This window comes from Streptomyces sp. NPDC004752, assembly GCF_053601275.1.
The window spans coordinates 1-24,952 of the sequence record NZ_JBSGBN010000147.1 but is presented as its reverse complement, the minus strand read 5'-3'; the positions used below and the strand labels follow the sequence as shown (position 1 = coordinate 24,952).

The 24,952-nt window shown below is 69.2% G+C and carries 24 protein-coding genes; 20 read left to right on the top strand and 4 right to left on the bottom strand.

Annotated features, from left to right (window positions below):
• Positions 1 to 181: 181 nt before the first annotated feature.
• Entirely contained in the window at positions 182 to 355 is a 174-nt protein-coding gene (locus ACWEKM_RS39245; RefSeq protein ID WP_451626077.1) for a hypothetical protein, read from the bottom strand.
• Positions 356 to 769: 414 nt separating this feature from the next.
• On the opposite strand from ACWEKM_RS39245, the gene ACWEKM_RS39240 reads away from it, so the two are divergent.
• The 4 genes from ACWEKM_RS39240 to ACWEKM_RS39225 all read left to right on the top strand — a co-directional run bounded on the left by ACWEKM_RS39240 (position 770) and on the right by ACWEKM_RS39225 (position 4,386).
• Complete coding sequence (locus ACWEKM_RS39240) at positions 770 to 1,423, top strand: response regulator transcription factor (protein WP_451626076.1); 654 nt, start codon at positions 770 to 772, stop codon at positions 1,421 to 1,423.
• A gap of 6 nt (positions 1,424 to 1,429) precedes the next feature.
• Complete coding sequence (locus tag ACWEKM_RS39235) at positions 1,430 to 2,677, top strand: sensor histidine kinase (RefSeq protein WP_451626075.1); 1,248 nt, start codon at positions 1,430 to 1,432, stop codon at positions 2,675 to 2,677.
• A 439-nt stretch (positions 2,678 to 3,116) separates the two neighbouring features.
• Entirely contained in the window at positions 3,117 to 3,413 is a 297-nt protein-coding gene (locus tag ACWEKM_RS39230) for a DUF4193 domain-containing protein (protein WP_351348258.1), read from the top strand.
• A gap of 13 nt (positions 3,414 to 3,426) precedes the next feature.
• The gene (locus tag ACWEKM_RS39225) at positions 3,427 to 4,386 is read left to right on the top strand and encodes a hypothetical protein (protein ID WP_451626074.1); all 960 of its coding nucleotides are present in this window, start codon (positions 3,427 to 3,429) and stop codon (positions 4,384 to 4,386) included.
• A gap of 37 nt (positions 4,387 to 4,423) precedes the next feature.
• Here the strand turns inward: ACWEKM_RS39225 and ACWEKM_RS39220 are convergent, their stop codons facing one another.
• Positions 4,424 to 4,891, bottom strand: a complete 468-nt coding sequence (locus ACWEKM_RS39220; protein ID WP_451626073.1) for a DUF3093 domain-containing protein — start codon at positions 4,889 to 4,891, stop codon at positions 4,424 to 4,426.
• A gap of 614 nt (positions 4,892 to 5,505) precedes the next feature.
• Here ACWEKM_RS39220 and ACWEKM_RS39215 point away from each other — a divergent pair.
• The 8 genes from ACWEKM_RS39215 (at position 5,506) to ACWEKM_RS39180 (ending at position 13,206) form a co-directional block, all read left to right on the top strand.
• The gene (locus tag ACWEKM_RS39215) at positions 5,506 to 6,090 is read left to right on the top strand and encodes a PaaI family thioesterase (RefSeq protein WP_451626072.1); all 585 of its coding nucleotides are present in this window, start codon (positions 5,506 to 5,508) and stop codon (positions 6,088 to 6,090) included.
• The gene (gene dut / locus ACWEKM_RS39210) at positions 6,087 to 6,683 is read left to right on the top strand and encodes a dUTP diphosphatase (protein ID WP_451626071.1); all 597 of its coding nucleotides are present in this window, start codon (positions 6,087 to 6,089) and stop codon (positions 6,681 to 6,683) included. Before ACWEKM_RS39215 ends, dut begins: the two co-directional genes overlap by 4 nt.
• 1 nt (position 6,684) lies before the next feature.
• Positions 6,685 to 7,449: a DUF3710 domain-containing protein gene (locus ACWEKM_RS39205; protein WP_451626070.1), complete on the top strand. Its 765-nt coding sequence runs from the start codon at positions 6,685 to 6,687 to the stop codon at positions 7,447 to 7,449.
• Positions 7,450 to 7,609: 160 nt separating this feature from the next.
• The gene (locus ACWEKM_RS39200) at positions 7,610 to 8,305 is read left to right on the top strand and encodes an ABC transporter ATP-binding protein (protein WP_451626069.1); all 696 of its coding nucleotides are present in this window, start codon (positions 7,610 to 7,612) and stop codon (positions 8,303 to 8,305) included.
• Positions 8,306 to 8,555: 250 nt separating this feature from the next.
• Positions 8,556 to 11,111, top strand: a complete 2,556-nt coding sequence (locus tag ACWEKM_RS39195; protein WP_451626068.1) for an ATP-binding protein — start codon at positions 8,556 to 8,558, stop codon at positions 11,109 to 11,111.
• Positions 11,108 to 11,794 (top strand): response regulator, encoded by a 687-nt coding sequence (locus tag ACWEKM_RS39190; protein ID WP_389016126.1) that lies wholly within the window; start codon positions 11,108 to 11,110, stop codon positions 11,792 to 11,794. The genes ACWEKM_RS39195 and ACWEKM_RS39190 overlap by 4 nt, the downstream gene beginning before the upstream one ends.
• Before the next feature lie 248 nt (positions 11,795 to 12,042).
• Complete coding sequence (locus ACWEKM_RS39185; protein ID WP_451626067.1) at positions 12,043 to 12,441, top strand: OB-fold nucleic acid binding domain-containing protein; 399 nt, start codon at positions 12,043 to 12,045, stop codon at positions 12,439 to 12,441.
• Positions 12,442 to 12,444: 3 nt separating this feature from the next.
• Positions 12,445 to 13,206 carry a DUF3159 domain-containing protein gene (locus ACWEKM_RS39180; RefSeq protein WP_451626066.1) on the top strand — a complete coding sequence of 254 codons (762 nt, stop codon included), beginning with the start codon at positions 12,445 to 12,447 and terminating at the stop codon, positions 13,204 to 13,206.
• Positions 13,207 to 13,291: 85 nt separating this feature from the next.
• On the opposite strand, the gene ACWEKM_RS39175 is transcribed toward ACWEKM_RS39180, so the two are convergent.
• Together ACWEKM_RS39175 and ACWEKM_RS39170 are read right to left on the bottom strand one after the other, a co-directional pair.
• The gene (locus tag ACWEKM_RS39175; protein ID WP_451626065.1) at positions 13,292 to 13,963 is read right to left on the bottom strand and encodes a potassium channel family protein; all 672 of its coding nucleotides are present in this window, start codon (positions 13,961 to 13,963) and stop codon (positions 13,292 to 13,294) included.
• Complete coding sequence (locus ACWEKM_RS39170) at positions 13,963 to 14,634, bottom strand: potassium channel family protein (protein WP_451626064.1); 672 nt, start codon at positions 14,632 to 14,634, stop codon at positions 13,963 to 13,965. Before ACWEKM_RS39170 ends, ACWEKM_RS39175 begins: the two co-directional genes overlap by 1 nt.
• Before the next feature lie 389 nt (positions 14,635 to 15,023).
• On the opposite strand from ACWEKM_RS39170, the gene ACWEKM_RS39165 reads away from it, so the two are divergent.
• The 8 genes from ACWEKM_RS39165 to ACWEKM_RS39130 all read left to right on the top strand — a co-directional run.
• Positions 15,024 to 17,072 carry an APC family permease gene (locus ACWEKM_RS39165; protein WP_451626063.1) on the top strand — a complete coding sequence of 683 codons (2,049 nt, stop codon included), beginning with the start codon at positions 15,024 to 15,026 and terminating at the stop codon, positions 17,070 to 17,072.
• Between the two features lie 247 nt (positions 17,073 to 17,319).
• Positions 17,320 to 18,660, top strand: coding sequence for a class I SAM-dependent RNA methyltransferase (locus ACWEKM_RS39160; RefSeq protein WP_451626062.1), 1,341 nt, complete (start codon positions 17,320 to 17,322; stop codon positions 18,658 to 18,660).
• A gap of 871 nt (positions 18,661 to 19,531) precedes the next feature.
• Positions 19,532 to 21,640 (top strand): AbiJ-related protein, encoded by a 2,109-nt coding sequence (locus ACWEKM_RS39155; protein WP_451626061.1) that lies wholly within the window; start codon positions 19,532 to 19,534, stop codon positions 21,638 to 21,640.
• The gene (locus ACWEKM_RS39150) at positions 21,637 to 22,527 is read left to right on the top strand and encodes a hypothetical protein (RefSeq protein ID WP_451626060.1); all 891 of its coding nucleotides are present in this window, start codon (positions 21,637 to 21,639) and stop codon (positions 22,525 to 22,527) included. The genes ACWEKM_RS39155 and ACWEKM_RS39150 overlap by 4 nt, the downstream gene beginning before the upstream one ends.
• 584 nt (positions 22,528 to 23,111) lie before the next feature.
• Complete coding sequence (locus tag ACWEKM_RS39145; RefSeq protein WP_451626059.1) at positions 23,112 to 23,354, top strand: hypothetical protein; 243 nt, start codon at positions 23,112 to 23,114, stop codon at positions 23,352 to 23,354.
• Positions 23,338 to 24,099, top strand: a complete 762-nt coding sequence (locus ACWEKM_RS39140) for a class I SAM-dependent methyltransferase (RefSeq protein ID WP_451626058.1) — start codon at positions 23,338 to 23,340, stop codon at positions 24,097 to 24,099. Before ACWEKM_RS39145 ends, ACWEKM_RS39140 begins: the two co-directional genes overlap by 17 nt.
• A 14-nt stretch (positions 24,100 to 24,113) precedes the next feature.
• Positions 24,114 to 24,452, top strand: coding sequence for a DUF6191 domain-containing protein (locus ACWEKM_RS39135; RefSeq protein ID WP_451626057.1), 339 nt, complete (start codon positions 24,114 to 24,116; stop codon positions 24,450 to 24,452).
• Positions 24,449 to 24,952 (top strand): NAD(P)-binding protein (locus ACWEKM_RS39130; RefSeq protein WP_451626056.1); only part of this gene is annotated, 504 nt, incomplete at its 3' end. The genes ACWEKM_RS39135 and ACWEKM_RS39130, both read left to right, overlap by 4 nt.

Genomic DNA, 24,952 nt, shown 5'->3' with positions numbered 1-24,952 from the left:
TCGGCCAGGGAGGGGGCTGAAGGGGCGCGCCGGTGGTGGGAGCCCGAACGCGCGGAGGCCCGAAGGACTGAGCAGGATCGGGCTCCCACCACCGGCTTTGCCGCCCCGCAGGCGACCGACCCAATAAGAGCAGGACCCCGGCGCTGGATTCGCCGGGGTCCTGCCGTTGCGCTATGGGCTGTCAGACGCTGGTCGCGCCGACCTCCACACCGTGTTCGGCGGCGAGGCGGTGCAGGTCGTCGAGTTCGGCCTGCTCCACCTCGGCGAGGAAGTCGTCGCCCTCGTCGCGAGCCCTGGACAGATCGGACTCGGTCGCCTTTATGCGCTGCAGAAGTCCTGCGGTGAATGCGTCCATGCTGCGCCCCCTCGTCCTGGGTCGTGGGTCGGTGGCACGGGGGTGTGCCGTTGGGAAGGGGCGATCACGTCTCCTGCGGGTGCCCAGCGCTGCCCGTGCTGGGCGGCGACGGTGCCGGACACCCACACCCGCTCTGCGGGAAGCGGAACGCGACGTACCACATGGTGCTGCGGCACATGCAGAGCGTGATCGCGGGGTGTAAAGCCGTCCTCCCCCCACTCTCTTCAGTGGAAACCTCAACCGAAGGAGAAAATCTGGCATTCCCGCTCCAGGACGCCGATCCCTCCGGCCCGGTCACCCGTCTTACAGCCGACTTATGGCCGAAAAGGGCAGGATGGAGTCACACCCCACGAGGAGCCCCGCCCGTGCGGCCACGGTTGCGCTACGCGGGTGGACACAGGAAGGACATACGACGTGCGCGTACTCGTCGTCGAGGACGAGCAATTGCTCGCGGATGCGGTGGCCACCGGACTGCGCCGGGAGGCCATGGCCGTCGACGTCGTGTACGACGGTGCGGCCGCCCTGGAGCGCATCGGCGTCAACGACTATGACGTGGTCGTCCTCGACCGCGACCTCCCGCTTGTGCACGGCGACGACGTCTGCCGTCGGCTCGTCGAGCTGGGCATGCCCACGCGCGTGCTGATGCTCACCGCGTCCGGCGACGTCAGCGACCGTGTCGAGGGCCTGGAGATCGGCGCCGACGACTATCTGCCCAAGCCCTTCGCGTTCAGTGAGCTGATCGCACGCGTGCGTGCCCTCGGCCGGCGCACCAGCGTGCCCCTGCCGCCCGTTCTGGAGCGGGCCGGCATCAAGCTCGACCCGAATCGCCGCGAGGTCTTCCGGGACGGCAAGGAGGTCCAGCTCGCGCCGAAGGAGTTCGCCGTACTGGAGGTGCTGATGCGCAGCGAGGGCGCCGTGGTCTCCGCGGAGCAGCTCCTGGAGAAGGCATGGGACGAGAACACGGACCCGTTCACCAACGTCGTGCGGGTGACGGTCATGACCCTGCGTCGCAAGCTGGGCGAGCCGCCGGTCATCGTGACCGTCCCCGGCTCCGGCTATCGGATCTGACCCACCGTGGCAGCGACCCCCGCGTCCCCGCAGGCGCCTCCGAAGCCCACCTGGGATCCACGCCGACCCCAGCCGCCGTTCCCCTGGCTCCGCCCGACCATCCGGATACGTCTGACGCTGCTGTACGGCGGCATGTTCCTGATCGCCGGTATCCTGCTGCTGTCGATCATCTACCTGCTGGCCGCGCAGGCGATCAGCACGGGCAACCAGCCACTGTTCAAGATCGTCAGCTTTACGGCGCTCAAGATCTCCAGCGACGACTGCCCGGCGATCAACACCTCCAGCCTGCCGCTGTCCGACTTCAACGACGCGATCAGCCAGTGCGTCGACCATCAGCGCCAGGTCGCCCTGGACGACCTGCTCAGCCGCTCGCTGCTGGCCCTGCTGGGCCTCGCCGTGATCGCCTTCGCGTTCGGCTACGCGATGGCCGGCCGTGTGCTGTCGCCGCTCGGCCGGATCACCCGCACCGCGCGCGCGGTGGCCGGCTCGGACCTGTCCCGGCGGATCGAGCTGGACGGCCCGGACGACGAACTGAAGGAGCTGGCGGACACCTTCGACGACATGCTGGAGCGATTGCAACGGGCGTTCACGGCGCAGCAGCGCTTCGTCGGGAACGCCTCGCACGAGCTGCGCACCCCGCTCGCGATCAACCGCACGCTCCTCGAAGTGCAGCTGTCCGACCCGAACGCGCCCGTGGAGCTGCAACAGCTGGGCAAGACGCTGCTGGCCACGAACGAGCGCAGCGAGCAGCTCGTGGAGGGACTGCTGTTGCTGGCCCGCAGCGACAACCAGATCGTCGAGCGCAAGCCGGTGGACCTCGCCGAGGTCGCCTCGCAGGCCATCGATCAGGTGCACGCGGAGGCGGAGGCCAAGGGCGTGCGGATCACGGGCCGGTGCAAGCCCGCGGTGGTCCAGGGCAATGGCGTCCTGCTGGAGAGGATCGCCCTGAACCTGGTGCAGAACGCCGTGCGGTACAACGTTCCCGCGGACGGCTGGGTCGAGGTGACCACCGAGGTCCAGCACGGGCAGGCGGTACTGTCCGTCTCGAACACCGGCCCGGTGGTGCCGGCGTACGAGATCGACAACCTCTTCGAGCCCTTCAGGAGACTCCGTACGGAGCGCACGGGCAGCGACAGAGGGGTGGGTCTCGGCCTGTCCATCGTCCGGTCCGTGACGCGCGCGCACGGCGGTCACATCTCGGCGCGACCGCGTGAGGGGGGCGGGCTTGTGATGCGGGTCGCTCTGCCGATGTGATGCGAGCTCGATATGGATCTTGGCCGCAGTGCGGAGGAACTCGACCGAGGTGGCCGACACACGAGGGGATGTTCGCTTTGCGCGGAATTTCCGGGTGGGTCGACGGGGCTCCGCCTGTGTGATCGATCACATGGGCGGATTTCCAGCCATCCACTCTCCGTGATCATAAATCGGGGCGTAAAGCCGGGAAAGTCCGGGTTTCCGGAGGTCCTGATCACGGGAAGTACTCGGTGAGACGCCTTTGAGGTGCGGCATCCGGACCGTGTACGGTCCCCATCGCCATCCAAGCCGATCACTCTTGAGGAGTTCGGTTGGGTGTCGATTGAGTAACAGACCTTGATGTGAGGCAAAATCTCCGCCTCGGGTCGGGCACAAGTCCGGCCTCTCACGCGTTACGTGCGCTGGAGACACCCGCAGACACCCAGAGGGGGAGAGCGACATGGCAACCGATTACGACACTCCACGCAAGACCGATGACGACGTCGACTCGGACAGCCTTGAAGAGCTGAAGGCCCGGCGGAACGACAAGTCGACCGCCGCTGTCGACGTGGACGAGTTCGAGGCCGCGGAGGGCCTGGAACTGCCCGGCGCCGACCTCTCGAACGAGGAACTGGCGGTCCGGGTACTGCCGAAGCAGCAGGACGAGTTCACGTGCATGAGCTGCTTCCTGGTGCACCACCGCAGTCAGCTGGCCCGCGAGAAGAACGGTCAGCCGATCTGCCGCGACTGCGACTGAGGGTGGGTCGGCCGTGACTGGCTCGACCCCTCCTCGGAAGCGCCGCTTCCCCCTGCGGGGAGCGGACCATGGGCCGCGGGACGGCTCGTACGGGGCGCGTGACGTCGAGCGGGGCTCATCCGATGAGGGAGCCTCGCTCGAACCGGCGACCGACCGGGGGGACCGCCCGGCGCCGACGGAGCAGCCCGCACCCGTCGCACCGATGGAGGCGGCCCCCGGTCGCGCGCAGCGAAGAACGTGGGAAAGGACCGCGGTCATCCGCGGCAAGGCCCGGGAACTGGCCCGGGACGGTGCCCGCATGGGTGGCAGTCGTGCCAGGGCGGGCCTGGCGTACCTCGCCGACCGGATCATCGACATGGCCCCGCGGATCCCCGTGCGGGACCTCGCGACGCTGCGTCGGCAGTTCCCGGGCCTCGGGCCCGAGCAGCTCGCGGACAAGCTCGTGGCGGGCGCGGCCCACGGGACCTCGACGGTCGGGGCCGGGGTCGGCGCGGCGGCGATGCTTCCGGTGCCGCCCGCGATGCCGACCGAACTGGCTGCGGAGATCACCGGGGTCGCGGCGATCGAGCTGAAGCTGGTCGCCGAGCTGCATGAGGTCTACGGAGTACGGCCGCCGGGCGGCCTGATGGCCCGCAGCACCGCGTATCTGTCCTCCTGGTCGGGGGAGCGCGGGATCGACGTGATGAAGCCGTCGACGATCAACACGGCCCTCGGGGGCCAGATGAAACGCGAACTGCGTCAGCAGATCATGAAGCGGACGGTGCGGGACCTGCCGAACCTGATGCCGTTCATGGTCGGCGCCGCCGTCGGGGCGGTCATGAACCGCCGGGACACCAAGAAACTGGCCTCGCGGATCCGCGCCGATCTGCGCAAGATCCAGGTCCCCTGGGACGAACTGCCCGAGCTGCCCCCGCTGGAGACTCCCGCGGAACCGCTGACACCCGGGGACATCACCGGGGAACTGGGGCGCTGACGAGGCGCTGCTGCGGCCCGTCGACGGCCTGGGACGATCAGGTCGCCGCGCGACTACGGGCCGCCTCGATCGCCGCCGCCAGCTGCTCCGGGGCGCGGGTCGACAGGTACAGGTACGGCGTCGGGTCGGCCGGGTCGATGACCTCGACGCGGAGCGCCCGGGGGATGTAGGCGCGCAGCAGCAGGAAGGCGCGGGTGTCCGCCTTGTAAGTGCGCCAGGCGCGGGCCTCCTCCGGATCCAGGATCTCCGACGTGCCGAGCGCCGTGACCGGGATCTTCGCCTCGCCAGCGATCAGGTGGTCGCCCACGATGCGGATGCGGAGCGAGCCGTAGGCGCTGGCCACGACCGCGGCGGCGGCCGTGCCGCCGGCCAGCCCGCCCAGCATCGGCAGGGTGCCGAAGGGGAGCAGGATCAGGGCGAACGAGACGCCGACCAGGAAGCTGATCAGCCACCATGAGCGGGGGGCGGTGAGGCGTTCGTCGTACGGGGTGCCGGAGTGCTCCATGGCCCCAGCTTGGCACGCGCCCCGCCCACTCCCCGAACCAGGGGGACGCAGGGGGGATGCAGGCCGGCGGGGCGGGCACCGGGCGGTGCTTTGGGCGACGGCGGGTGGGGTGGGGTGATGCGGTGGGTTGTCGGACTGGGTACCACCGGGTGGTGATCGATGACGGTGATCGATGACGGTGGTTGGTGTGGGGAAGTGGGGGGTGGGGGCGTGAGGGTGCCTGGATGCCGTCGCGTGGGTGGTGTCGGGGGTGATCCGCCGGGCGACCCGACGGTCCCTGCGTCAGTTGTCGGTGGTCGCTTGTCTGCGGTGGACCAGGTGACCCCTGCGTCAGTTGTCGGTCAGTTGTCGATCAGTTGCCGGTGGTCAGCTGTCCGTGGTCGGTGGTGGATCCGACGGCTCTCGCGTCTGGTACCCGTCACTCGCCGGTGGTCGATCGTCTGCGGTCGGTGGTGGACCTGACGGTCCTCGCGCCCCGCACCCGCCGCCCGTCAGCGGTCGGTTGTCAGTGGTCGGCGTTCGACCCGACGGCCCCCACCCCTGGCGCCCGCCGCCTGCCGGGGCGGAGGGCGGCCGACGGTGAGGGTGGTGCCGGGCGGGTAAGGTCTGCGGCTGTGAGTGGTAGTTCCGCGGCTCTTCAGCCTCCCGTCGATGCCGTGACACCGGTGCGGCATCCCGACGCACCCGCGCCCGGCGAGTTGCTCGGTGCGCATTACGAACAGTGTTTCGGCTGTGGTCACGACCAGCCGCACGGTCTGCATCTGGAGGCGCGGGCGGGCGAGGGCGTCACCCTGACCGCCGAGTTCACCGTGCAGCCCGCCCACCAGGGCGCCCCCGGCCTTGCGCACGGTGGTGTGCTGGCCACCGCCCTGGACGAGACGCTGGGCTCGCTGAACTGGCTGTTGCGGACGATCGCGGTGACGGGCCGGCTGGAGAGCGACTTCGTGCGGCCGGTGCCGGTCGGTACGACGCTGCACCTGGCCGCCGAGGTGACCGCGGTCGCCGGGCGGAAGATCTACTCCAGCGCGGTCGGACGCATCGGAGGCCCGGACGGCCCCGTGGCCGTGCGGGCCGACGCCCTGTTCGTCGAGGTCAAGGTCGACCACTTCGTCGACAACGGCCGTAAGGAGGAGATCCAGGCCGCCCTGAGCGACCCGGACCAGGTCCGTCGCGCCCGCGCCTTCGAGGTGAATCCGTGAGCGCCCCGCACCCCGTGCCCTCGGCGGACCCCGTCCCCCCGGTGCGCCATGCCCCCGTCGACGTGCTGATCCGGCGCGTCGACCCCGACGTGCCGCTTCCGGCGTACGCGCATCCCGGTGACGCCGGGGCCGATCTGCGGACGACGCAGGAGTGCGAACTGAAGCCGGGCGAGCGGATCGTGCTGCCCACGGGAGTGTCGATCGCCCTCCCCGATGGGTACGCGGCCTTCGTGCACCCCCGATCCGGTCTGGCCGCCCGCTGCGGTGTCGCCCTCGTGAATGCCCCGGGGACGGTTGATGCCGGGTACCGTGGGGAGATCAAGGTGATCGTGGTGAATCTCGACCCGCGCGAGTCCGTGCGGTTCGAGCGCTTCGACCGGATTGCCCAACTGGTCGTCCAACAGGTCGAGAGGGTCCGCTTCCAGGAGGTCGCGGAGCTTCCCGGCTCGGCGCGGGCCGAGGGGGGCTTCGGGTCCACCGGGGGCCATGCCGCGGTGGACGGCGAGAGCGGCACAAGCGGTCAGGTCGCCGAGGGCGGCCAGACGGGTGGGAATCGATACGCTTCGGTCGTATCCGACCGGGAAGGACAGTGACGTGTTCGGACGTCGCAAGAAGAAGGGTGCCGCCGAGGACGCGGCCGGCGAGGCCGAGCAGGTCGTCGACAGCGTCGACACCGAGGCGGACGAGGATGAGGCGGGCGAGCCCGAGCGGCTGCGGCTCGAACCGGAGCCCCGCCCCGACGGACCGTGGGACGCTTCCGAGGTGCGCGACCCGGCCGAGGGCCGGGTGGATCTCGGTGGTCTGTTCGTGCCGGGCGTGGACGGCATGGAACTGCGGGTCGAGGTCGCGGGCGACGCGATCGTCGCGGCGACCGTCGTGCTGCGCGACAGCGCGATTCAGTTGCAGGCGTTCGCCGCACCCAAGCACGAGGGCATCTGGGGCGAGGTCCGCGAGGAGATCGGGACCGGCATCACCCAGCAGGGCGGCATCGTCGACGAGACCGAGGGGCCGCTGGGTTGGGAGCTGCGCGCCCAGGTGCCGGTGCAGCTGCCGGACGGCACGGGCGGCTTCCAGGTCGTGCGGTTCGTCGGTGTGGACGGCCCGCGCTGGTTCCTGCGCGGAGTGATCTCCGGCCAGGGCGCGGTGCAGCCGCAGGCGGCCGGACTGCTGGAGCAGATCTTCCGGGACACGGTCGTGGTCCGCGGCGAGGGCCCGATGGCACCTCGTGACCCGATCGTTCTGAAGCTGCCGAACGACGCCCAGATGGTCCCCGAGGGCGTTCAGCAGGAGGAGTCCTCGCGCTTCTCCGGCGGAATGGGCCAGCTGCAGCGCGGACCGGAGATCACCGAGGTCCGATAACGACGAATGCGACAAGGGCCGTACCCCCCTGGAAACCACCGCGGGGTACGGCCCTTTCTCGTATGCACCGACAACCCGAACTGGCCCCAACTGACGCGAACCGCTTGGACCGCCGAGTGTCGGACAGCCATACTGGCGCCCGGTCTACGGGGGAGTCGTGATGAACGCTGAGGTGGTCACCGAGACGATGGTGCGCGTCGAGGACGTGCACCGGTCGTACGGGCACGGAGCCGCCGCCGTGCACGCCCTGCGCGGGGTCTCCTTCGAGATCCCCCGCGGTGAGCTGGTCGCCCTCGAAGGACGCTCGGGATCCGGCAAGACCACCCTGCTGAACGTCGTCGGCGGGCTCGACGCACCGGACCGCGGCCGGATCACCGTGGACGGCCGGGACCTCGCCGCACTGGACGAGAACGGCCTGCTGGAGCTGCGGCGCGACCGGATCGGCTTCGTCTTCCAGTCCTTCGGGCTCGTCCCGATCCTCTCCGCGGCGGAGAACGTCGGCGTGCCGATGCGGCTGCGCCGGGCCGATCCGCGCGAGCGCGAGGAACGCGTCGAGCTGCTGCTCTCCCTGGTGGGCCTCGCCGACCACGCCGCCCAGCGGCCCGGCGAGCTGTCCGGCGGCCAGCAGCAGCGCGTCGCCATCGCCCGTGCCCTCGCCAACCGCCCCGCGCTCCTCATCGCCGACGAGCCGACCGGCCAGCTGGACGCCGAGACCGGTCACGCCGTGATGGAGCTGCTGCGCGCCGTGGTGCACAGCGAGCGCGTCACCGCACTGGTCGCCACGCACGACACCACCCTGCTGGACCTGGCCGACCGGGTGCTGGAGCTGAGCGACGGGGAGATCACCGAACGCTGACCGCCACGTGCGAGGGCCGACCGGGCCCGGGAGCGGCCGACGTGCTTCGGCAGCGGCTGACCCGGCCCGGCGGGCGCCTGCCCGGTCCGGCCCGCCTGACCAGCGGCGACCGGCGGCGGGCGGGACATGGATCGGCTCATCAGGGTTGCGTCAAAGTTGCCCGCCCTCCGACCGACTGTCCCTTTCGTCGCTATTGCGGGCCGTAGGGTCGACGCTGCGTAGGCGGCGGTGACGGGAAGACAATAGGGCCATGGCACGTGGAAAGCTCCGGATCTACCTCGGTGCGGCACCGGGCGTGGGCAAGACCTACGCGATGCTGGCGGAGGCGCACCGACGCGTGGAGCGGGGCACCGACTGTGTGGTGGCCTTCGTGGAACACCACGACCGGCCCCGTACCGAGGTGATGCTGCACGGCCTGGAGCAGGAGCCGCGCAAGGAGCTGGAGTACCGCGGCGGCCGCTTCACCGAGATGGACGTGGACGCGGTCCTGGCCCGTCGCCCCCAGGTCGCCCTGGTGGACGAGCTGGCCCACACCAATATCCCGGGCTCGCGCAACACCAAGCGCTGGCAGGACGTGGAGGAGCTGCTGGCGGCCGGCATCGACGTGGTCTCCACGGTCAACATCCAGCACCTGGAGTCGCTGGGCGACGTGGTCGAGTCGATCACCGGCGTTCGACAGCAGGAGACCGTCCCGGACGAGGTGGTGCGGCGCGCCGACCAGATCGAGCTGGTCGACATGTCGCCGCAGGCGCTGCGCCGGCGCATGGCGCACGGCAACATCTACCAGCCCGACAAGGTGGACGCGGCGCTGTCCAACTACTTCCGGCCGGGCAACCTCACCGCCCTGCGGGAGCTGGCGCTGCTGTGGGTGGCCGACCGGGTCGACGAGTACCTGAAGCAGTACCGCAGCGAGCACCGGGTCTCCGCGATCTGGGGCTCGCGGGAGCGGATCGTCGTGGGCCTGACCGGCGGCCCCGAGGGACGGACGCTGATCCGCCGGGCGGCACGGCTCGCGGAGAAGGGCGCCGGCGGCGAGGTGCTCGCCGTCTACATAGCCCGCAGCGACGGCCTGTCCGCGGCCTCGCCCAAGGAACTGGCCGTCCAGCGCACCCTCGTCGAGGACCTGGGCGGCACCTTCCACCATGTCGTCGGCGACGACATACCCGCCGCGCTGCTGGACTTCGCGCGCGGCGTCAACGCCACCCAGATCATCCTCGGCTCCTCGCGCCGCAAGAGCTGGCAGTACGTCTTCGGGCCCGGCGTCGGCGCCACGGTCGCCCGCGAGTCGGGCCCCGACCTCGACGTGCACATCGTCACCCACGAGGAGATCGCCAAGGGCCGCGGGCTGCCCGTCGCCCGGGGCGCCCGGCTCGGCCGGACCCGGATCGTCTCCGGCTGGGTGGTCGGGCTGCTCGGTCCGGCCGCCATGGCGCTGCTGCTGAACGCCGTGGACCTCGGCCTCGCCAACGACATGCTGCTGTTCCTGGCGCTGACCGTGGCGGCTGCCCTGCTCGGCGGACTGCTGCCCGCCCTGGCCTCCGCGGCCTTCGGGTCGCTGCTGCTGAACTACTTCTACACGCCCCCGCTGCACCGGCTGACCATCGCCGATCCCCACAACATCGTCGCCATCGCGATCTTCGTCGGGGTCGCGGTGTCCGTGGCCTCGGTGGTGGACCTGGCCGCCCGGCGCACCCACCAGGCGGCCCGGCTGCGCGCCGAGTCGGAGATCCTCTCCTTCCTCGCCGGCAACGTGCTGCGCGGCGAGACCAGCCTGGAGGAACTGCTGGAGCGGGTCCGGGAGACCTTCGGCATGGAGTCCGCCGCGCTGCTGGAGCGGGCGGGCGACGTCGAGCCATGGACCTGCGCGGGCCGCGCCGGTTTCGGCCCGCCGTTCCAGCGGCCCGAGGACGCCGACGTCGACGTGCCGGTCGGGGACCACATGGCGCTCGCGCTGACCGGCCGCGTACTGCCCGCCGAGGACCGCCGGGTGCTGGCCGCCTTCGCCGCGCAGGCAGCCGTCGTGCTGGACCGCCGGCGCCTTCAGGAGGAGGCCGACCGGGCCCGTACGCTGGCCGAGGGCAACCGGATCCGCACCGCGCTGCTGGCCGCCGTCAGCCACGATCTGCGCACCCCGCTGGCCGGGATCAAGGCCGCGGTGACCTCGCTCAGATCCGACGACGTGGACTGGTCCGAACAGGACCGGGCGGAACTGCTCGAAGGCATCGAGGAGGGCGCCGACCGCCTCGACCATCTGGTCGGCAACCTGCTCGACATGTCCCGGCTGCAGACCGGCACGGTCACCGCGATCGTCCGCGAGGTCGACCTCGACGAGGTGGTCCCGATGGCGCTGGTCGGCGTGCCCGAGGACAGCGTGGAACTGGACATCCGCGAGACCCTGCCGATGGTCGCCGTCGACCCGGGGCTGCTGGAGCGGGCGGTGGCCAACCTGGTGGAGAACGCCGTCAAGTACAGTCCGCCCGACCGGCGCGTGGTCGTCTCCGCCAGCGCCATCGCCGACCGGGTGGAGGTGCGGGTCGTGGACCGCGGGCCGGGCATCCCCGACGAGGCGAAGGACCGGATATTCGAGCCGTTCCAGCGCTACGGCGACGCCCCGCGCGGTGCCGGGGTGGGCCTCGGCCTCGCGGTCGCGCGGGGCTTCGCCGAGGCGATGGGCGGCACACTGAACGCCGAGGACACGCCAGGGGGCGGCCTCACCATGGTCCTCAGCCTGCGGGCGGCAGGATCGCGTCCCGCGCCGCTACGCACCGCAGCGGGCGCGGCAGAACCGGAAAGGGAGGCATCATGACCCGGGTGCTCGTGATCGACGACGAGCCGCAGATCGTGCGCGCCCTCGTGATCAACCTCAGAGCGCGCAAGTACGAGGTCGATGCGGCCCCCGACGGCAGGACCGCCCTCGAACTCGCCGCCTCCCGCCACCCGGACGTCGTGGTCCTCGACCTCGGCCTGCCCGACATGGACGGCGTCGAGGTGATCAGGGGCCTGCGCGGCTGGACCCGGGTGCCGATCCTGGTCCTGTCGGCCCGGCACTCCTCCGACGAGAAGGTCGAGGCGCTGGACGCGGGCGCCGACGACTATGTGACCAAGCCGTTCGGCATGGACGAGCTGCTGGCCCGGCTGCGGGCCGCCGTGCGCCGGGCCGAGCCCGTGGGCCCCGGCGAGGACGATGTGACGACGGTGGAGACCGAGGGGTTCACCGTCGACCTGGCCGCGAAGAAGGTCAACCGGGGCGGCAAGGACGTACGGCTGACCCCCACGGAGTGGCATCTGCTGGAGGTGCTGGTCCGCAACACCGGGCGGCTGGTCAGCCAGAAGCAGCTGCTGCAGGAGGTGTGGGGTCCCTCGTACGGGACGGAGACCAACTATCTGCGCGTGTACATGGCGCAGCTGCGCAGAAAGCTGGAGGCCGACCCCTCGCACCCGAAGCACTTCATCACGGAACCGGGGATGGGCTACCGGTTCGAGCGTTGACGCTCCGCTGGGCTGGGCTGGGCTGGCGTGGTGCTACGTCGTCGGTCGGGTGCGACTGCGTCGTGGCTGGTCGCGCCCGCGCGGCGGAGCCGCATATCGATACAGTCCCGCGCCCCTATGGGGTGCTGCCCGAGCCGGGGTGCTGCCCGAGCCGGGGTGCTGCCTGAACCGGGGTGCTGCCTGAACCGTTGGGGCTTCGCTCGGCCCACCGGTGCGTCGGCGTCGGTGGGCCCCGGTACGCTTTTGGCATGGGTGCTGTTTCGCGTTCCGAGAAGCCGACGGGCCGGTTCCGGCGCATGCTCGGCCGGCTCTCCTCCTCCCAGGAGGACCTGGAATCCGAGGAGCTGCGGGAGGACGCCGAGACGGCCGGCTGCATACGCATCGGCGACTGCCAGGACCGGCAGATCGTCACGGTAACTGGTACCTTGCGCACGGTGACGCTGCGCCCGCGCGCCGGAGTCCCGGCCCTGGAGGCCGAGCTGTTCGACGGCTCCGCCGCGTTGGACGTGGTGTGGCTGGGCAGGCGTTCCATCGTGGGCATAGAGCCTGGGCGCAAGCTGATCGCATCGGGCCGGATCTCGATGAGCCGGGGCCGCCGGGTGCTGTTCAACCCGAAATACGAACTGAGACCCCTTGGACGGGAGTAGCCGGTGACGTCACTCGACAAGCCGACCGAAGACACCACGCGGCAGGACGACGCCCGTGCGGTGACCGAGGCCGCCCTCTTCGAGGCGTTCGGCGGTGTCCGTGGCATGGTCGAGACGGTCCTGCCCGGACTCCTCTTCGTCACGATCTACACGATCAGCAAGGACCTGCACTGGTCGGCGATCGCCGCACTGGCCGTGTCGCTCGCCCTGGTCGTGGTCCGGCTGGCGATGAAGGACACCGTCAAGCACGCCTTCAGCGGCGTCTTCGGTGTGGCCTTCGGTGTCGTGTTCGCGATGTTCACGGGCAACGCCAAGAACTTCTACCTGCCCGGCATGCTCTACACCCTGGGCCTGTCGCTGGCGTACATCGTCACGACCCTCGCGGGCGTGCCCCTCATGGGCCTCATCCTCGGCCCGGTCTTCAAGGAGAACCTCTCCTGGCGCACCCGCAACCCCGGCCGTAAGAAGGCGTACGCCAAGGCCAGTTGGGCATGGGGGCTGATCCTGCTCGGGAAGTGCCTGATCCTCTTCCCGCTCTACTGGTGGGCGGACACCGCCCAGCTCGGCTGGGTCCTGGTGACGCTGAAGGTCCCGCCGTTCCTGCTCGCCGTCTATCTCACCTGGGTCTTCCTCGCGAAGGCGCCCGCGCCGATCGACGTGTTCGCGGAGATGGAGGCCGAGGAGCGGGCCGAGGAGGAACGGAAGGCCGCCTCCGCCGCGGAGCGCGGCGAGTCGCCCGCCGGGCGGCACCGTCGCGAGGCGTAGCCGCAGCCCTCGTACGTGGCAGGGGGCGCCCGGGATCACCGGGCGCCCCCTGCGCCGTACCTGACCGGAACGTACCGGGCCGTGCTCAGACGTCCTTGCGGCGCACCGACAGCAGGTCCTCCAGCTGCTCCTCGCGGGCCTGGGCGGCCACGAACAGCAGCTCGTCGCCCGGCTCCAGGGAGTCCTCCTTGGAGGGGGCCAGGACGCGGGCGCCGCGGATGATGGTGACCAGGGACGTGTCCTCGGGCCACTCCACGTCCCCGACCTGGGTGCCGGCCAGGGCCGACTCCTCCGGCAGGGTCAGCTCGACCAGATTCGCGTCGCCGTGACTGAAGCGCAGCAGCCGCACCAGGTCGCCGACGCTCACCGCCTCCTCGACCAGCGCGGACATCAGACGCGGGGTGGACACGGCGACGTCGACGCCCCATGCCTCGTTGAACAGCCACTCGTTCTTCGGGTTGTTCACCCGGGCCACGACGCGCGGCACGCCGTACTCCGTCTTGGCCAGCAGGGACACGACCAGGTTGACCTTGTCGTCGCCCGTCGCGGCGATCACCACGTTGCAGCGCTGCAACGCGGCCTCGTCCAGGGACGTGATCTCGCAGGCGTCTGCCAGCAGCCACTCCGCCTGCGGGACCCGCTCGACCGAGATCGCGGTCGGCGCCTTGTCGATGAGCAGAACCTCGTGGCCGTTCTCCAGCAGCTCGCCCGCGATCGAGCGGCCGACCGCGCCGGCACCGGCAATGGCGACCCTCATCAGTGACCGCCCTCCTCTTCGGGGCCCTCGGCGAACGCCGCCTCGACCTTGTCGACGTCGTCCGTCCGCATCATCACATGCACCAGGTCGCCCTCCTGCAACACCGTCTGCGAACTGGGCAGGATCGCCTCGCCGAGACGGGTGAGGAACGCCACGCGGACCCCCGTCTCGTCCTGCAGCCTGCTGATCTTGTGCCCGACCCAGGCCGGGGAGGTGTGCACCTCGGCGAGCTGGACGCCACCGGTGGGGTCGCGCCACAGCGGCTCGGCGCCCGAGGGAAGCAGTCGGCGCAGCATCTGGTCGGCGGTCCAGCGGACCGTGGCCACGGTGGGGATGCCCAGGCGCTGGTAGACCTCGGCGCGGCGCGGGTCGTAGATACGGGCGGCGACGTTCTCCACGCCGAACATCTCACGGGCCACCCGCGCCGAGATGATGTTCGAGTTGTCGCCGCTGGACACGGCGGCGAAGGCGCCGGCGTCCTCGATGCCGGCCTCGCGGAGGGTGTCCTGGTCGAAGCCGACCCCGGTGACCCGGCGGCCACCGAATCCCGGGCCCAGCCGGCGGAAGGCGGTGGGGTCCTGGTCGATCACGGCGACCGTGTGCCCCTGCTGCTCCAGGGTCTGGGCGAGGGCGGAGCCCACTCTGCCGCAGCCCATGATGACGATGTGCACGACCGTCCTTCCGATGTCCAGAAAAGTACCTGCTCGGCCCCATTGGGGTCAGCCCCATCAGGGTCTCAGACCGACGCTTAAGCTACACACGCACCGTCCGGGGTGGGCACCCCCGTGCAAGCCCGCCCGTGGTCGGCGGCGCGTGATGCTGCGCACGCTCGGCAGCGTCAGGAATCCGAGGCCGACGCGAGACGGCGGCGCCGATCAGCTCCGCGGTCCCGGGCATGGAACCTCCGAGGTGCAGGCGGCAGACGGGGTTCGCCGACCGGGCCCGGCGGGCGCGCCGCCCGCGGAATCCGAAGTTCCGTCCGCCCCGGAGTTTCACTCGTCAGGCAGATCCGGGACGGCAGGTGGGCGGCTGCCCGTTCGAAGCCCTACGATCCTCTGTCGTGTCCAAACTGACCGACGTGCCCAAACGGATCCTGATCGGGCGCGCACTGCGCAGCGACCGACTGGGCGAAACGCTCCTGCCGAAGCGGGTCGCGCTTCCCGTCTTCGCCTCCGACCCGCTGTCCTCCGTCGCCTACGCGCCGGGGGAGGTCCTGCTGGTCCTGTCCGTCGCGGGCGTGTCGGCCTACCACTTCAGCCCCTGGATCGCGCTCGCGGTCGTCGTGCTGATGTTCACGGTGGTCGCCTCCTACCGGCAGAACGTGCATGCCTACCCGAGCGGCGGCGGCGACTACGAGGTCGCCACCACCAACCTCGGCCCCAAGGCGGGCCTCACGGTCGCCAGCGCACTGCTCGTCGATTACGTCCTGACCGTCGCCGTCTCCATCTCCTCCGGCATCGAGAACCTCGGCTCCGCGATCCCCTTCGTGGTCGAGCACAAGGTGCTGTGCGCGGTCGCGGTGATCGTGCTGCTGACGCTGATGAACCTGCGCGGGGTGAAGGAGTCCGGCACGCTGTTCGCGATCCCGACCTACGTCTTCGTCGCCGGCGTCTTCATCATGATCATGTGGGGCGCGTTCAGGGGCCTGGTCCTCGGGGACACGATGCGCGCGCCCACCGCCGACTACGCGATCAAGGCCGAGCACCAGGGCCTCGCGGGCTTCGCGCTCGTCTTCCTGCTGCTGCGCGCCTTCTCGTCCGGCTGTGCCGCGCTGACCGGCGTCGAGGCGATCTCCAACGGCGTCCCGGCCTTCCGCAAGCCCAAGTCGAAGAACGCGGCGACCACGCTGGCCATGATGGGCCTGCTCGCCGTGACGATGTTCTGCGGCATCATCGCGCTCGCCATGAGCACCAAGGTCCGCATGGCCGAGAACCCGGCCACCGAACTGCTCCACAACGGCGTGGCGCTCGGCTCCGGCTATGTCCAGAACCCGGTCATCTCGCAGGTCGCCGAGGCGGTCTTCGGCAAGGGAAGCCTCCTGTTCGTCGTGCTGGCCGCGGCCACCGCGCTGGTGCTGTTCCTCGCCGCCAACACGGCCTACAACGGCTTCCCGCTGCTCGGCTCGATCCTCGCCCAGGACCGCTACCTGCCGCGCCAACTGCACACCCGCGGCGACCGGCTGGCCTTCTCCAACGGCATCGTGCTGCTCGCGGGCGCCGCCGCCCTGCTGGTCGTCGTCTACGGCGCCGACTCGACCCGGTTGATCCAGCTGTATATCGTCGGCGTGTTCGTGTCCTTCACGCTCAGCCAGACCGGCATGGTCCGGCACTGGAACCGGCATCTCGCGGTGGAGCGGGACCCGGCCCGGCGCAGCCACATGATCCGCTCCCGGGCGATCAACGCGTTCGGCGCCTTCTTCACCGGGCTGGTCCTGGTCGTCGTCCTCGTCACCAAGTTCACCCACGGCGCCTGGGTCGCCCTGCTCGGCATGGTGATCTTCTACGCGACGATGACCGCGATCCGCAGGCACTACGACCGCGTGGCCGAGGAGATCGCGGCCCCCGAGGGCCCGAACGACGACAGCGTACGGCCGTCCCGGGTCCACTCGGTCGTCCTGATCTCCAAGATCCACCGGCCCACGCTGCGCGCGCTGGCCTATGCCCAGCTGATGCGCTCGGACACCCTGGAGGCGCTCACCGTCAACGTCGACCCGGCGGAGACGAAGGTGCTGCGCGAGGAGTGGGAACGGCGCGGCATAGACGTGCCGCTGAAGGTGCTCGACTCGCCCTACCGGGAGATCACCCGGCCGGTCATCGAGTACGTCAAGAACCTGCGCAAGGAGTCCCCGCGCGACGCGATCTCGGTGATCATCCCCGAGTATGTGGTCGGCCACTGGTACGAGCACCTGCTGCACAACCAGAGCGCCCTGCGTCTCAAGGGACGGCTGCTGTTCACGCCCGGTGTCATGGTGACCTCGGTGCCCTACCAGCTCCAGTCCTCCGAGGCGGCCAGGAACCGGGCCCGCAAGCGGCAGGAGTGGAACGCGCCCGGCGCGGTGCGGCGCGGCCCGGCGGAGCAGCGGCCGAAGGAGCCCAGCGCCGGGAACTGAGCGTGCACCCGCGGCCTGAGCGCCCGGCCGGGGGCCGTGGGGTCAAGGGGCCCGGTGCCGGACCCGGGGCCGTGGGGTCAGGGGTCTGGCGCCGGACCGGGGGCCGACGGCACCAAAGACCCGGCGCTGTGGGGGTCAAGGGACCCGGTGCCGGATCGGGGGCCGTGGGGGAGCACGTAGACTGGTGGGCTGTCGTCGGGCCCCCTGAACGGGCCGTTCCCTTCCCCCGATCTGGAGTCACCCCGCCATGCAGGCAGAACCGAAGAAGTCGCAGGCGGGCTCGCTCGTGGGGGAGGAGTACGAGGTCGAGATCGGTCCCGTCGCACACGGCGGCCACTGCATCGCCCGTACCTCTGAGGGCCAGGTGCTGTTCGTCCGGCACGCGCTGCCGGGCGAGCGGGTGGTGGCCCGGGTGACCGAGGGCGAGGAGGGCGCCCGCTTCCTGCGCGCGGACGCGGTCCGGATCCTTCAGGCCGCCAAGGACCGCGTCGAGGCGCCCTGCCCCTACGCCGGACCCGGCCGCTGCGGCGGCTGCGACTGGCAGCACGCCAAGCCCGGCGCCCAGCGTCGGCTGAAGGGCGAGGTCGTCGCCGAGCAACTGCGGCGCCTCGCGGACCTGACCCCCGAGGAGGCCGGCTGGGACGGCACGGTGATGCCGGCCGAGGGCGACAAGCTCCCGGCGGGCGAGGTGCCCCGGTGGCGTACCCGGGTGCAGTACGCGGTCGACGCCGACGGGCACGCCGGGCTGCGCCGGCACCGCTCGCACGAGGTGGAGCCGGTCGACCACTGCATGATCGCGGCCGAGGGCGTCGACGAGCTGGGCGTCGAGAAGCGCGACTGGTCCGGCATGGAGTCGGTCGAGGCGATCGCGGCGACGGGCTCGGGGGACCGGCAGGTGATCCTCACACCGCGCCCCGGCGCCCGGCTGCCGCTGGTGGAGCTGGACAAGCCGGTCTCGGTCCTCAGAGTCGACGAGAAGTCCGGCGGCGTGCACCGCGTCCACGGCCGCCCCTTCGTCCGCGAACGCGCGGACGGCCGCACCTACCGGGTGGGCAACGGCGGCTTCTGGCAGGTGCACCCGAAGGCGGCGGACACCCTGGTCACCGCGGTCATGCAGGGCCTGCTGCCCCGCAAGGGCGAGATGGCCCTCGACCTGTACTGCGGCGTCGGCCTCTTCACCGGCGCCCTCGCCGACCGGCTCGGCGAGAAGGGCGCGGTGCTCGGCATCGAGTCCGGCAAGCGGTCCGTCGAGGACGCCCGCCACAACCTCGCGGACTTCCCGCGTGTGCGCATCGAGCAGGGCAAGGTCGAGTCCGTGCTGCCGCGCACCGGTATCACCGAGGTCGACCTCATCGTCCTGGACCCACCCCGCGCGGGCGCGGGCCGCAGCACGGTGACCCACCTGGCCTCCCTCACCCCCCGCCGCATCGCCTACGTCGCCTGCGATCCGGCGACCCTGGCACGGGACTTGGGCTATTTCCGCGAGAACGGGTACCGGGTGCGGACGCTGCGGGCGTTCGATCTGTTTCCGATGACGTCGCACGTGGAGTGTGTGGCGATTCTTGAGCCGGCAGCAAAGGGCTCCTGACCTGCGGTTTTGTTTATGCGCGTTATGTGCGGTGTGGGCGTTACGGGCGATACCTTGACGCTGAAATGACGCTCGTGACGCTCATTTGACGCTCGTTCTGATGGGGTGTCAGACGTGTTGGGGCGCTGGTCAGGTCGCCTGCAGCGCTGGGGGAATGGTTAAGTCTTCAGTGAAAAAGCCCCCATTGTTGGTGGGTTGCATGCGCTGGAGCTCGGCGGCCCTCTGCAAGCCCCGCTCGGCGGGGACCGTCGGCGGTAGTGGCGCGCCCGAACGCCGGCCACCGTCCCGGGCCGACCACCTCACGTCACCGATGTCACCGACAGCGGGTGGGATGCCGTACCAGACGTCGGCTGCGTCTCAGTTTGGGCGGCCGCGACGGGTGCGGCGAGGCCAGGATCAGTGCCCTCTCCTGGCATGTCGCCCCGCAGGCCAGCCAGATCAGCGTGGCGTGCCGCACGCTGGTTCGGGCGAGCGTCAGCCGCGCGGTGACGGAGGTCCCTCGGCCCGGAGTGCATGTCTATCTGGGGCTTACGGACACGGTGGCGTCTTCGCCGTCAGCGTGCCAGGGTGCTGCGAAGGCTTGGCGCGGCGGACCGACCCCGTCACTTTAGAGCCCTGGATGACGACGTCACCTGCTGAGGCCAAGAGACCCAAGAGTCCCCAATAATCCGCCTGGTGAGCCAGCGTACGTCCATCCTGGGTGCATGACTCAGTCCGAACCCTCGCTGGCTCCGCGTAGCACGCCGAGAATCACGGCGGTGACGCGACGCGACATCTTTGACTACCTACGCGGCGAGGGCGGCCCCTGGTGGGGACGGCTCGACGAGATTGACTTCCTGGAGGGCTGTACGACCTGGACGGCCTGGCGTCGATGGACTCCCGGTTCACGACGGCGCGTGGCGACATCGTCCAGCACCGGATCAACGATCCATTGGACTTGCCGGACGACTGGGTCTTCGAGGACCCACGCTTCCAACTCTTCGATGGTCCTGATGAGGTGCTTCTCGCCTTCCTGGCACGGCTCGTCCACCCGGAGGTACGGCCCGACGTCGACCAGTCATCCCGACGAGTCGAGGAGCTGAACCGCCTCCTCGGGCCGGACGGCTGGACCTTCCGCGCCTTCGAGTTCCTGTCGGGTCGGCCGATTTACACACCGTTCCCCATGCCGGCCACTGGCCCGATGGTCTCGCTGCCGCTCGCCGACGACGACACCGGCAAACTCGACCTCGTTCTCGGGCACACCTACAGCCTCCTCGACCGCGACGGCGAGGAGGTCGCCCGCGACCTGCTCCGCCCGGCCGTCCTCACGCTGCGCTGTGACGGCGGCATTTACCATCCCATGCCCAGTGACGGATGGACGGTCGATACGTACGAGGCTGTCCTCACCGTGGATCGAGCTCTGCTGCCCGCGTTCACAAAAGCGGTCACCGACGCGATCCGGCAGCGACTCGAATCCGTGCTCACCAGGCTCCAGCGCGAAGATGTTCAGTCCCTCGTGGTCGAAGGCGGCAAAGGGCCCCAGCCAGCCGTCCCACCGGACTGGAGGAACCAGACGGCCGAGCCCGATCCACCCGTCGTTCGGCGCCTCCGCATCGGTCCGCCGACCACGGAGTTCAACGTCGCACTGCAGGACTTCTCGGATCTTGAGATCCGCGGCCACGGATTTCCCTACTTCTACGACACGCGCAGGGGACGTCTGATCACCGATTTTCTCCTCGACGACCGGCCGCAGATGGCCACGTTGTGCCATGTCACCCTCATCAACAAGGACGGCGTCCTCTCGCCCAGGATCAAACTGTGGAAGAAGGACAAGACCAAGGCTGCGAGGACAGCGGCCATGGAGGCGATTCCCGGCACCGAGGCCCCTGAGATCGTCAAGGCGCTCGTTGACACCAGCGATGTCCACGAGAACTTCTGGCAGGTCATCAGCTTCCTCCAGGGCTGCGTCGGGCTGGACCTCCCCGGAAGCAGCCTGCGGCTGGTTGTTGGCGACGAAGCCGAGTTGGCTCGGTTCCTGGCAGCCTCTGCGCTCAAGCTCCTTCATCTGGTGGCCTTTACGGAAGCAGTGGGCGATGGTCGTACAGGGATACGTGACACGTTCCTCCTGGCCGACTGGGACCGTCATCACCTGCCAGGGACGGACGGCGGAGCCCGACTACGTGCCTTCGAGGCGCTCGGAATCCGGCGCACGGGAGAGTTCGCCGCCGAACCTGAGAGATCGATTCCCCCGCTCCAACTGGTGAAGGCGATGATCGGCTTCAGCGACAACAGCGCCACGGATTGTCTTCACGACCTGCTTGGCCCTGCCGACATCGAGCGGGTGGGCATCCGCTACGGATGGCTCGAACCGGACTTGCGAAGTCTTTTGGGTGAGTTGCTGTTGCTGGTCGCGGAGAGGCCGCTGCCAGGCGTTTCTCCGCGAGAACGGCGCGCTCACGGCCACGAGCTCAGGGAGCGCTACTTCACCGATGAGTCTTTCCGCCGCCTGGTTGGAGAACGGATCCCCGCGGTGGTGTCCCCTTCGACATACGCAGAGCAGGCGGTTTGGGCCGTCGGCGGCCCGGCCGCGACGGTCCGGGACATAGCGAATCTCATGACGGCCGTCGTCAGAGGGGCGGTGTCCGAGAAGGGGCCGCAGCAAATGGCGCAGCGTTACCTGGAAATGCAGGGCCCGCGGATGGCTGCGCCCGGTCTTGTAGGAATCGGCGCCAAGGGCGGAGTCGTTCCGGGTGTCCTGAGCTCGGCCGTGAACGCCCGTTGGAGCGACGGTCGGACAGGGGTCGTCGTCGCGGTGGTGAGCGGGCTGAGTCGGGCGAATCTTACCTCAGCCGCACGCTCGGGCTCGCTGCTCTCCCTGCTGAAGAGGGCATTGACCGACGAACGATGGGCCCTGCGCCTAGTCGAGGCAATCGAGGTCGCACGCCGGGACGAGGACCCGGTTCCGGGCCGCTGGATGGAAGAAGGTGAGGAGCAGCGATGAGCGTGATCGGCAAACTGGGACGCGAGTTTTCCCGACGCCTGGCATCTGAGCCGACCGACGTGGACAGGGCGTGGCGTGCGGTCGAGAGAATGACTGCGGTGGGTGCGGTGATCGGATCTCTCGAGCAATTGAGCGGCAAGGGACGCCGTTCGCGTGAGGAGACCTTGCCGTGGCGCATCACCAAGACCCGGCTGCGCCGGCTCAACCGGGGGCGAGGGCGACGGTTCGGAGAGCTGTTAGTCGCGCCCCCGCGTGATCAGGTCGCGGCCGTCGTGAAGCTCGCTGCCGGGACAAGGCTGCTGATCGGCAGTCCGGGGCACGTCGAACGGGCTATTCTCCTCACGGTATTGGCGTCCACGGGTGTCATCAACCACATACGGGTCGGCGGGTTTGGCATGGACGGGTCCGACCATCTTGCGACGGTGACCTTCACTACGGCTTTGCTCGACAAGGTCGCCGGCGACAACACCAGCGACCGCAAGGCGGTGCTGTACTCCCTCGCCTCGCAGAGCGCACTTGCCTACTGCACCTCGGGGTTGGTCAAACTGACGTCTCCCACCTGGCGCAGCGGCGAGGCCATCACCGGCGTTCTGCGGACCAGGACCTACGGCGACCGGAATCTGTTCACCCTGGTGCAGGCGCGTCCTGCCGTCGCGAAGACCATGGCGTGGTCTGTCATCCTGACCGAGACGCTCTTCCCTTTCGTCCTAGTGCTGCCACCTCGTGCCGCCCGTGCGTGCTTCGTGGCGGGAGTGGTATTCCACCTGGCAAACGGCCGGTCCATGGGTTTGAACAGATTTCTCTGGGCCTTCACGGCCACCTACCCGGCGGTCGATTTCGCCCGCTCCGAATTGCGTGCAGCGCTCGTGCGCGCGAATGGTTCATGACCCGCGGGCGAGTGGCTGCAGGCCGACGCGGTGTCGGCGTCGGCCTGATCGGAGTCGGGGCGGTTGCCGCGGGGGCAGGCGTACGCGCGGCGTATCGGATGAGGAGTCCCGAGAACCCGTTCGGACATCTGGTCGATCTTCCTGACGGACGCCGGCTTCACGCGTTGTGGCAGCGGGGTTCGGAAGCCGGTCCGACTATCGTGTTCGAAAACGCCTTGGTCTGTTCCGTAACCGAGTGGCTCTGGGTGGCGAACGCTTTGGGGCCGGAAACCTCCTATCTCGCGTACGACCGTTCAGGCATCGGTTGGTCACCGTCCCATCCCGGTGCCAACACCCTCCAGGAGCGTGTCTCAGCGCTGCGTGAACTCTTGGTGACGCTCCAGCTTCCGGTGCCTTACATACTGGTTGGCCACTCCGTCGGCGGGCTCCGGCTATGTACGACTGTCATCTTCTTTACCGGGACGAACTGGAGGGGGCGAGATGACCTCCTGGCGCGAAGTGCATGTCGTCGGCGGCGGGCCTCCCATATGGTCTGGCACCCCAACAGGCGAAGAGAGAAAGTCATCTTTGACGCCACGGAGGAAATGAAATCCTACGTCGGCCGCGAACGGGAACTGCGGAAACTTCAACTCACCGTTCCCTATCTGCTGCTTCTCTCTTACGTCACCCACAGTTGCGATCACCACCCTCATGCGATTCGGACGCAATTTCTGCTGGCCAACGGACCGGGGTACGATGAGGCAGGTTCCGAGCCGCTGCTTTTTTTCGCCTCCGACATCCATGCACTGAGCGCATCGAGAAAGGAAGCTGATGTCGCCCTCGTTTGATCCAATGGCTTACGGTGAGTTTACGATCGACTTCTACGATCTGCTCTATCCGGCCAGCGAAGTTCCCGGCATCGTCGACTTCATCCGGAAGCGTCTGACCGCGGAAGCCAGGGTCGTCGAATTCGGGGCGGGTACGGGGCGTGTGGCTGTCCCGTTGGCGGAGAACGGGTACGTGGTGCACGCCGTGGATGCCGCGCCGGCGATGCTAAAAGCCTTGCGTACGAAGGACCCGGCAGGCCTCGTTTCGGTCCACCAGGCCGATTTCACGCGCGACGTGGTCGGTCAGGGTTTCGACTTGTGCTTGATCGTCAAGAACACCCTCTTCATGATGCCGAGCCAGGAACAGCAGTGCACGGTGCTCCGCCGTGCGGCCGAGCACCTGAGAGAGGACGGACTCCTGGTCGTCGAGACGTACGAACCGAGCTTTTATCACACTCTGTCCAGCACGCACACGCAGTCCTCGGTGCTCAGTGCCAACAAGTTGCTGATAGACACGATCCAGTGCGACCCTGTCGCACAGACACTTTATTTCCTCAGAACATTGGTGACCGACGGGCGAGTGCGGACATTGCTCGAGGTCAGTCGTTACTGTTGGCCGGCGGAGCTCGATCTGATGGCCGAGAGAGAAGGGTTTGAATTGGTTGAGCGTTGGGGTGACTGGGAAGGATCTGCATTCAGTCGCTCGTCCGACAGATATGTCTCAGTTTACCGGTGTGCGGGTGGGTCTGCACGTTTCGCTACATGATGTGGTGATATGCGATGAAGGTATTATTCTGGGTTCTTGTGGCATTCACGGCCGTAGCGCTGGCTGATCAAATCCTTCTGTGGATGGAGCGGCGCGGCTGGATTTACTGGCGGCGCCGTAAGGCCGGTATCGGTGCCGCGTCAACGGCCGGGATGATGGGTGAACTCCACGATGTCTTCTCCCCCACCCACCGGCACGTGTCGGAGGAGAAGGAACGTCGACTGGTACTTCGGGAGGACGCCGAGTCGGGAGCCCCCCTCGACCGCAGGATTGACCTTGAATCCGGGCGAGTTGTCATACATCCCGGGTCTCCGTCTCCAGATGCGGCGGACGAGGAGAGCCAGCAGAAGTGACGCGAAGCGGTCATCCCGATGTCGTCGTGGTGGGAGGCGGCCCGAACGGTCTGGCGGCTGCGGTGACGATGGCCCGTGCGGGCCTGAGTGTCGACGTGTATGAGGCGGTGCCCGACGTGGGCGGTGGTCTGCGATCGAAGGCACTCTTCCGCGACGACATCGTGCATGACATCTGCTCGGCGGTTCATCCCATGGCCGGCGCCTCGCGATTCTTCCGGGAGTTCGACCTGCTGGCGCGAGGCGTGGAACTGCTCCTCCCCGAGATCAGCTACTCACATCCGCTCCGGGCCGGGCGAGCCGCACTGGCGTACCACAGCCTCCAGGCCACGTGTGAAGGGCTAGGGGCGGACGGGCCTCGCTGGCGCAGGTTGATGGAACCGCTCGTCGAACACAGCCGGGGCCTGGTTGTCAATCCCCTCGCGCTGTGGAGATCTTTCAAGCGGCCAACTCCATTGTGGGGTCGGCCTGATGGTCTCGTTCGTAGTCGGTCGGGCTCCGGT

What these genes read in the sequence shown, in the direction of transcription:
- ACWEKM_RS39245 (WP_451626077.1), bottom strand. Translation starts at nt 355, where the DNA reads ATGGACGCATTCACCGCAGGACTTCTGCAGCGCATAAAGGCGACCGAG.
- ACWEKM_RS39230 (WP_351348258.1), top strand. Translation starts at nt 3,117, where the DNA reads ATGGCAACCGATTACGACACTCCACGCAAGACCGATGACGACGTCGAC.
- ACWEKM_RS39220 (WP_451626073.1), bottom strand. Translation starts at nt 4,891, where the DNA reads ATGGAGCACTCCGGCACCCCGTACGACGAACGCCTCACCGCCCCCCGC.
- ACWEKM_RS39200 (WP_451626069.1), top strand. Translation starts at nt 7,610, where the DNA reads ATGAACGCTGAGGTGGTCACCGAGACGATGGTGCGCGTCGAGGACGTG.
- ACWEKM_RS39195 (WP_451626068.1), top strand. Translation starts at nt 8,556, where the DNA reads ATGGCACGTGGAAAGCTCCGGATCTACCTCGGTGCGGCACCGGGCGTG.
- ACWEKM_RS39190 (WP_389016126.1), top strand. Translation starts at nt 11,108, where the DNA reads ATGACCCGGGTGCTCGTGATCGACGACGAGCCGCAGATCGTGCGCGCC.
- ACWEKM_RS39185 (WP_451626067.1), top strand. Translation starts at nt 12,043, where the DNA reads ATGGGTGCTGTTTCGCGTTCCGAGAAGCCGACGGGCCGGTTCCGGCGC.
- ACWEKM_RS39175 (WP_451626065.1), bottom strand. Translation starts at nt 13,963, where the DNA reads ATGAGGGTCGCCATTGCCGGTGCCGGCGCGGTCGGCCGCTCGATCGCG.
- ACWEKM_RS39160 (WP_451626062.1), top strand. Translation starts at nt 17,320, where the DNA reads ATGCAGGCAGAACCGAAGAAGTCGCAGGCGGGCTCGCTCGTGGGGGAG.
- ACWEKM_RS39155 (WP_451626061.1), top strand. Translation starts at nt 19,532, where the DNA reads ATGGACTCCCGGTTCACGACGGCGCGTGGCGACATCGTCCAGCACCGG.
- ACWEKM_RS39150 (WP_451626060.1), top strand. Translation starts at nt 21,637, where the DNA reads ATGAGCGTGATCGGCAAACTGGGACGCGAGTTTTCCCGACGCCTGGCA.
- ACWEKM_RS39145 (WP_451626059.1), top strand. Translation starts at nt 23,112, where the DNA reads ATGAAATCCTACGTCGGCCGCGAACGGGAACTGCGGAAACTTCAACTC.
- ACWEKM_RS39140 (WP_451626058.1), top strand. Translation starts at nt 23,338, where the DNA reads ATGTCGCCCTCGTTTGATCCAATGGCTTACGGTGAGTTTACGATCGAC.
- ACWEKM_RS39135 (WP_451626057.1), top strand. Translation starts at nt 24,114, where the DNA reads ATGAAGGTATTATTCTGGGTTCTTGTGGCATTCACGGCCGTAGCGCTG.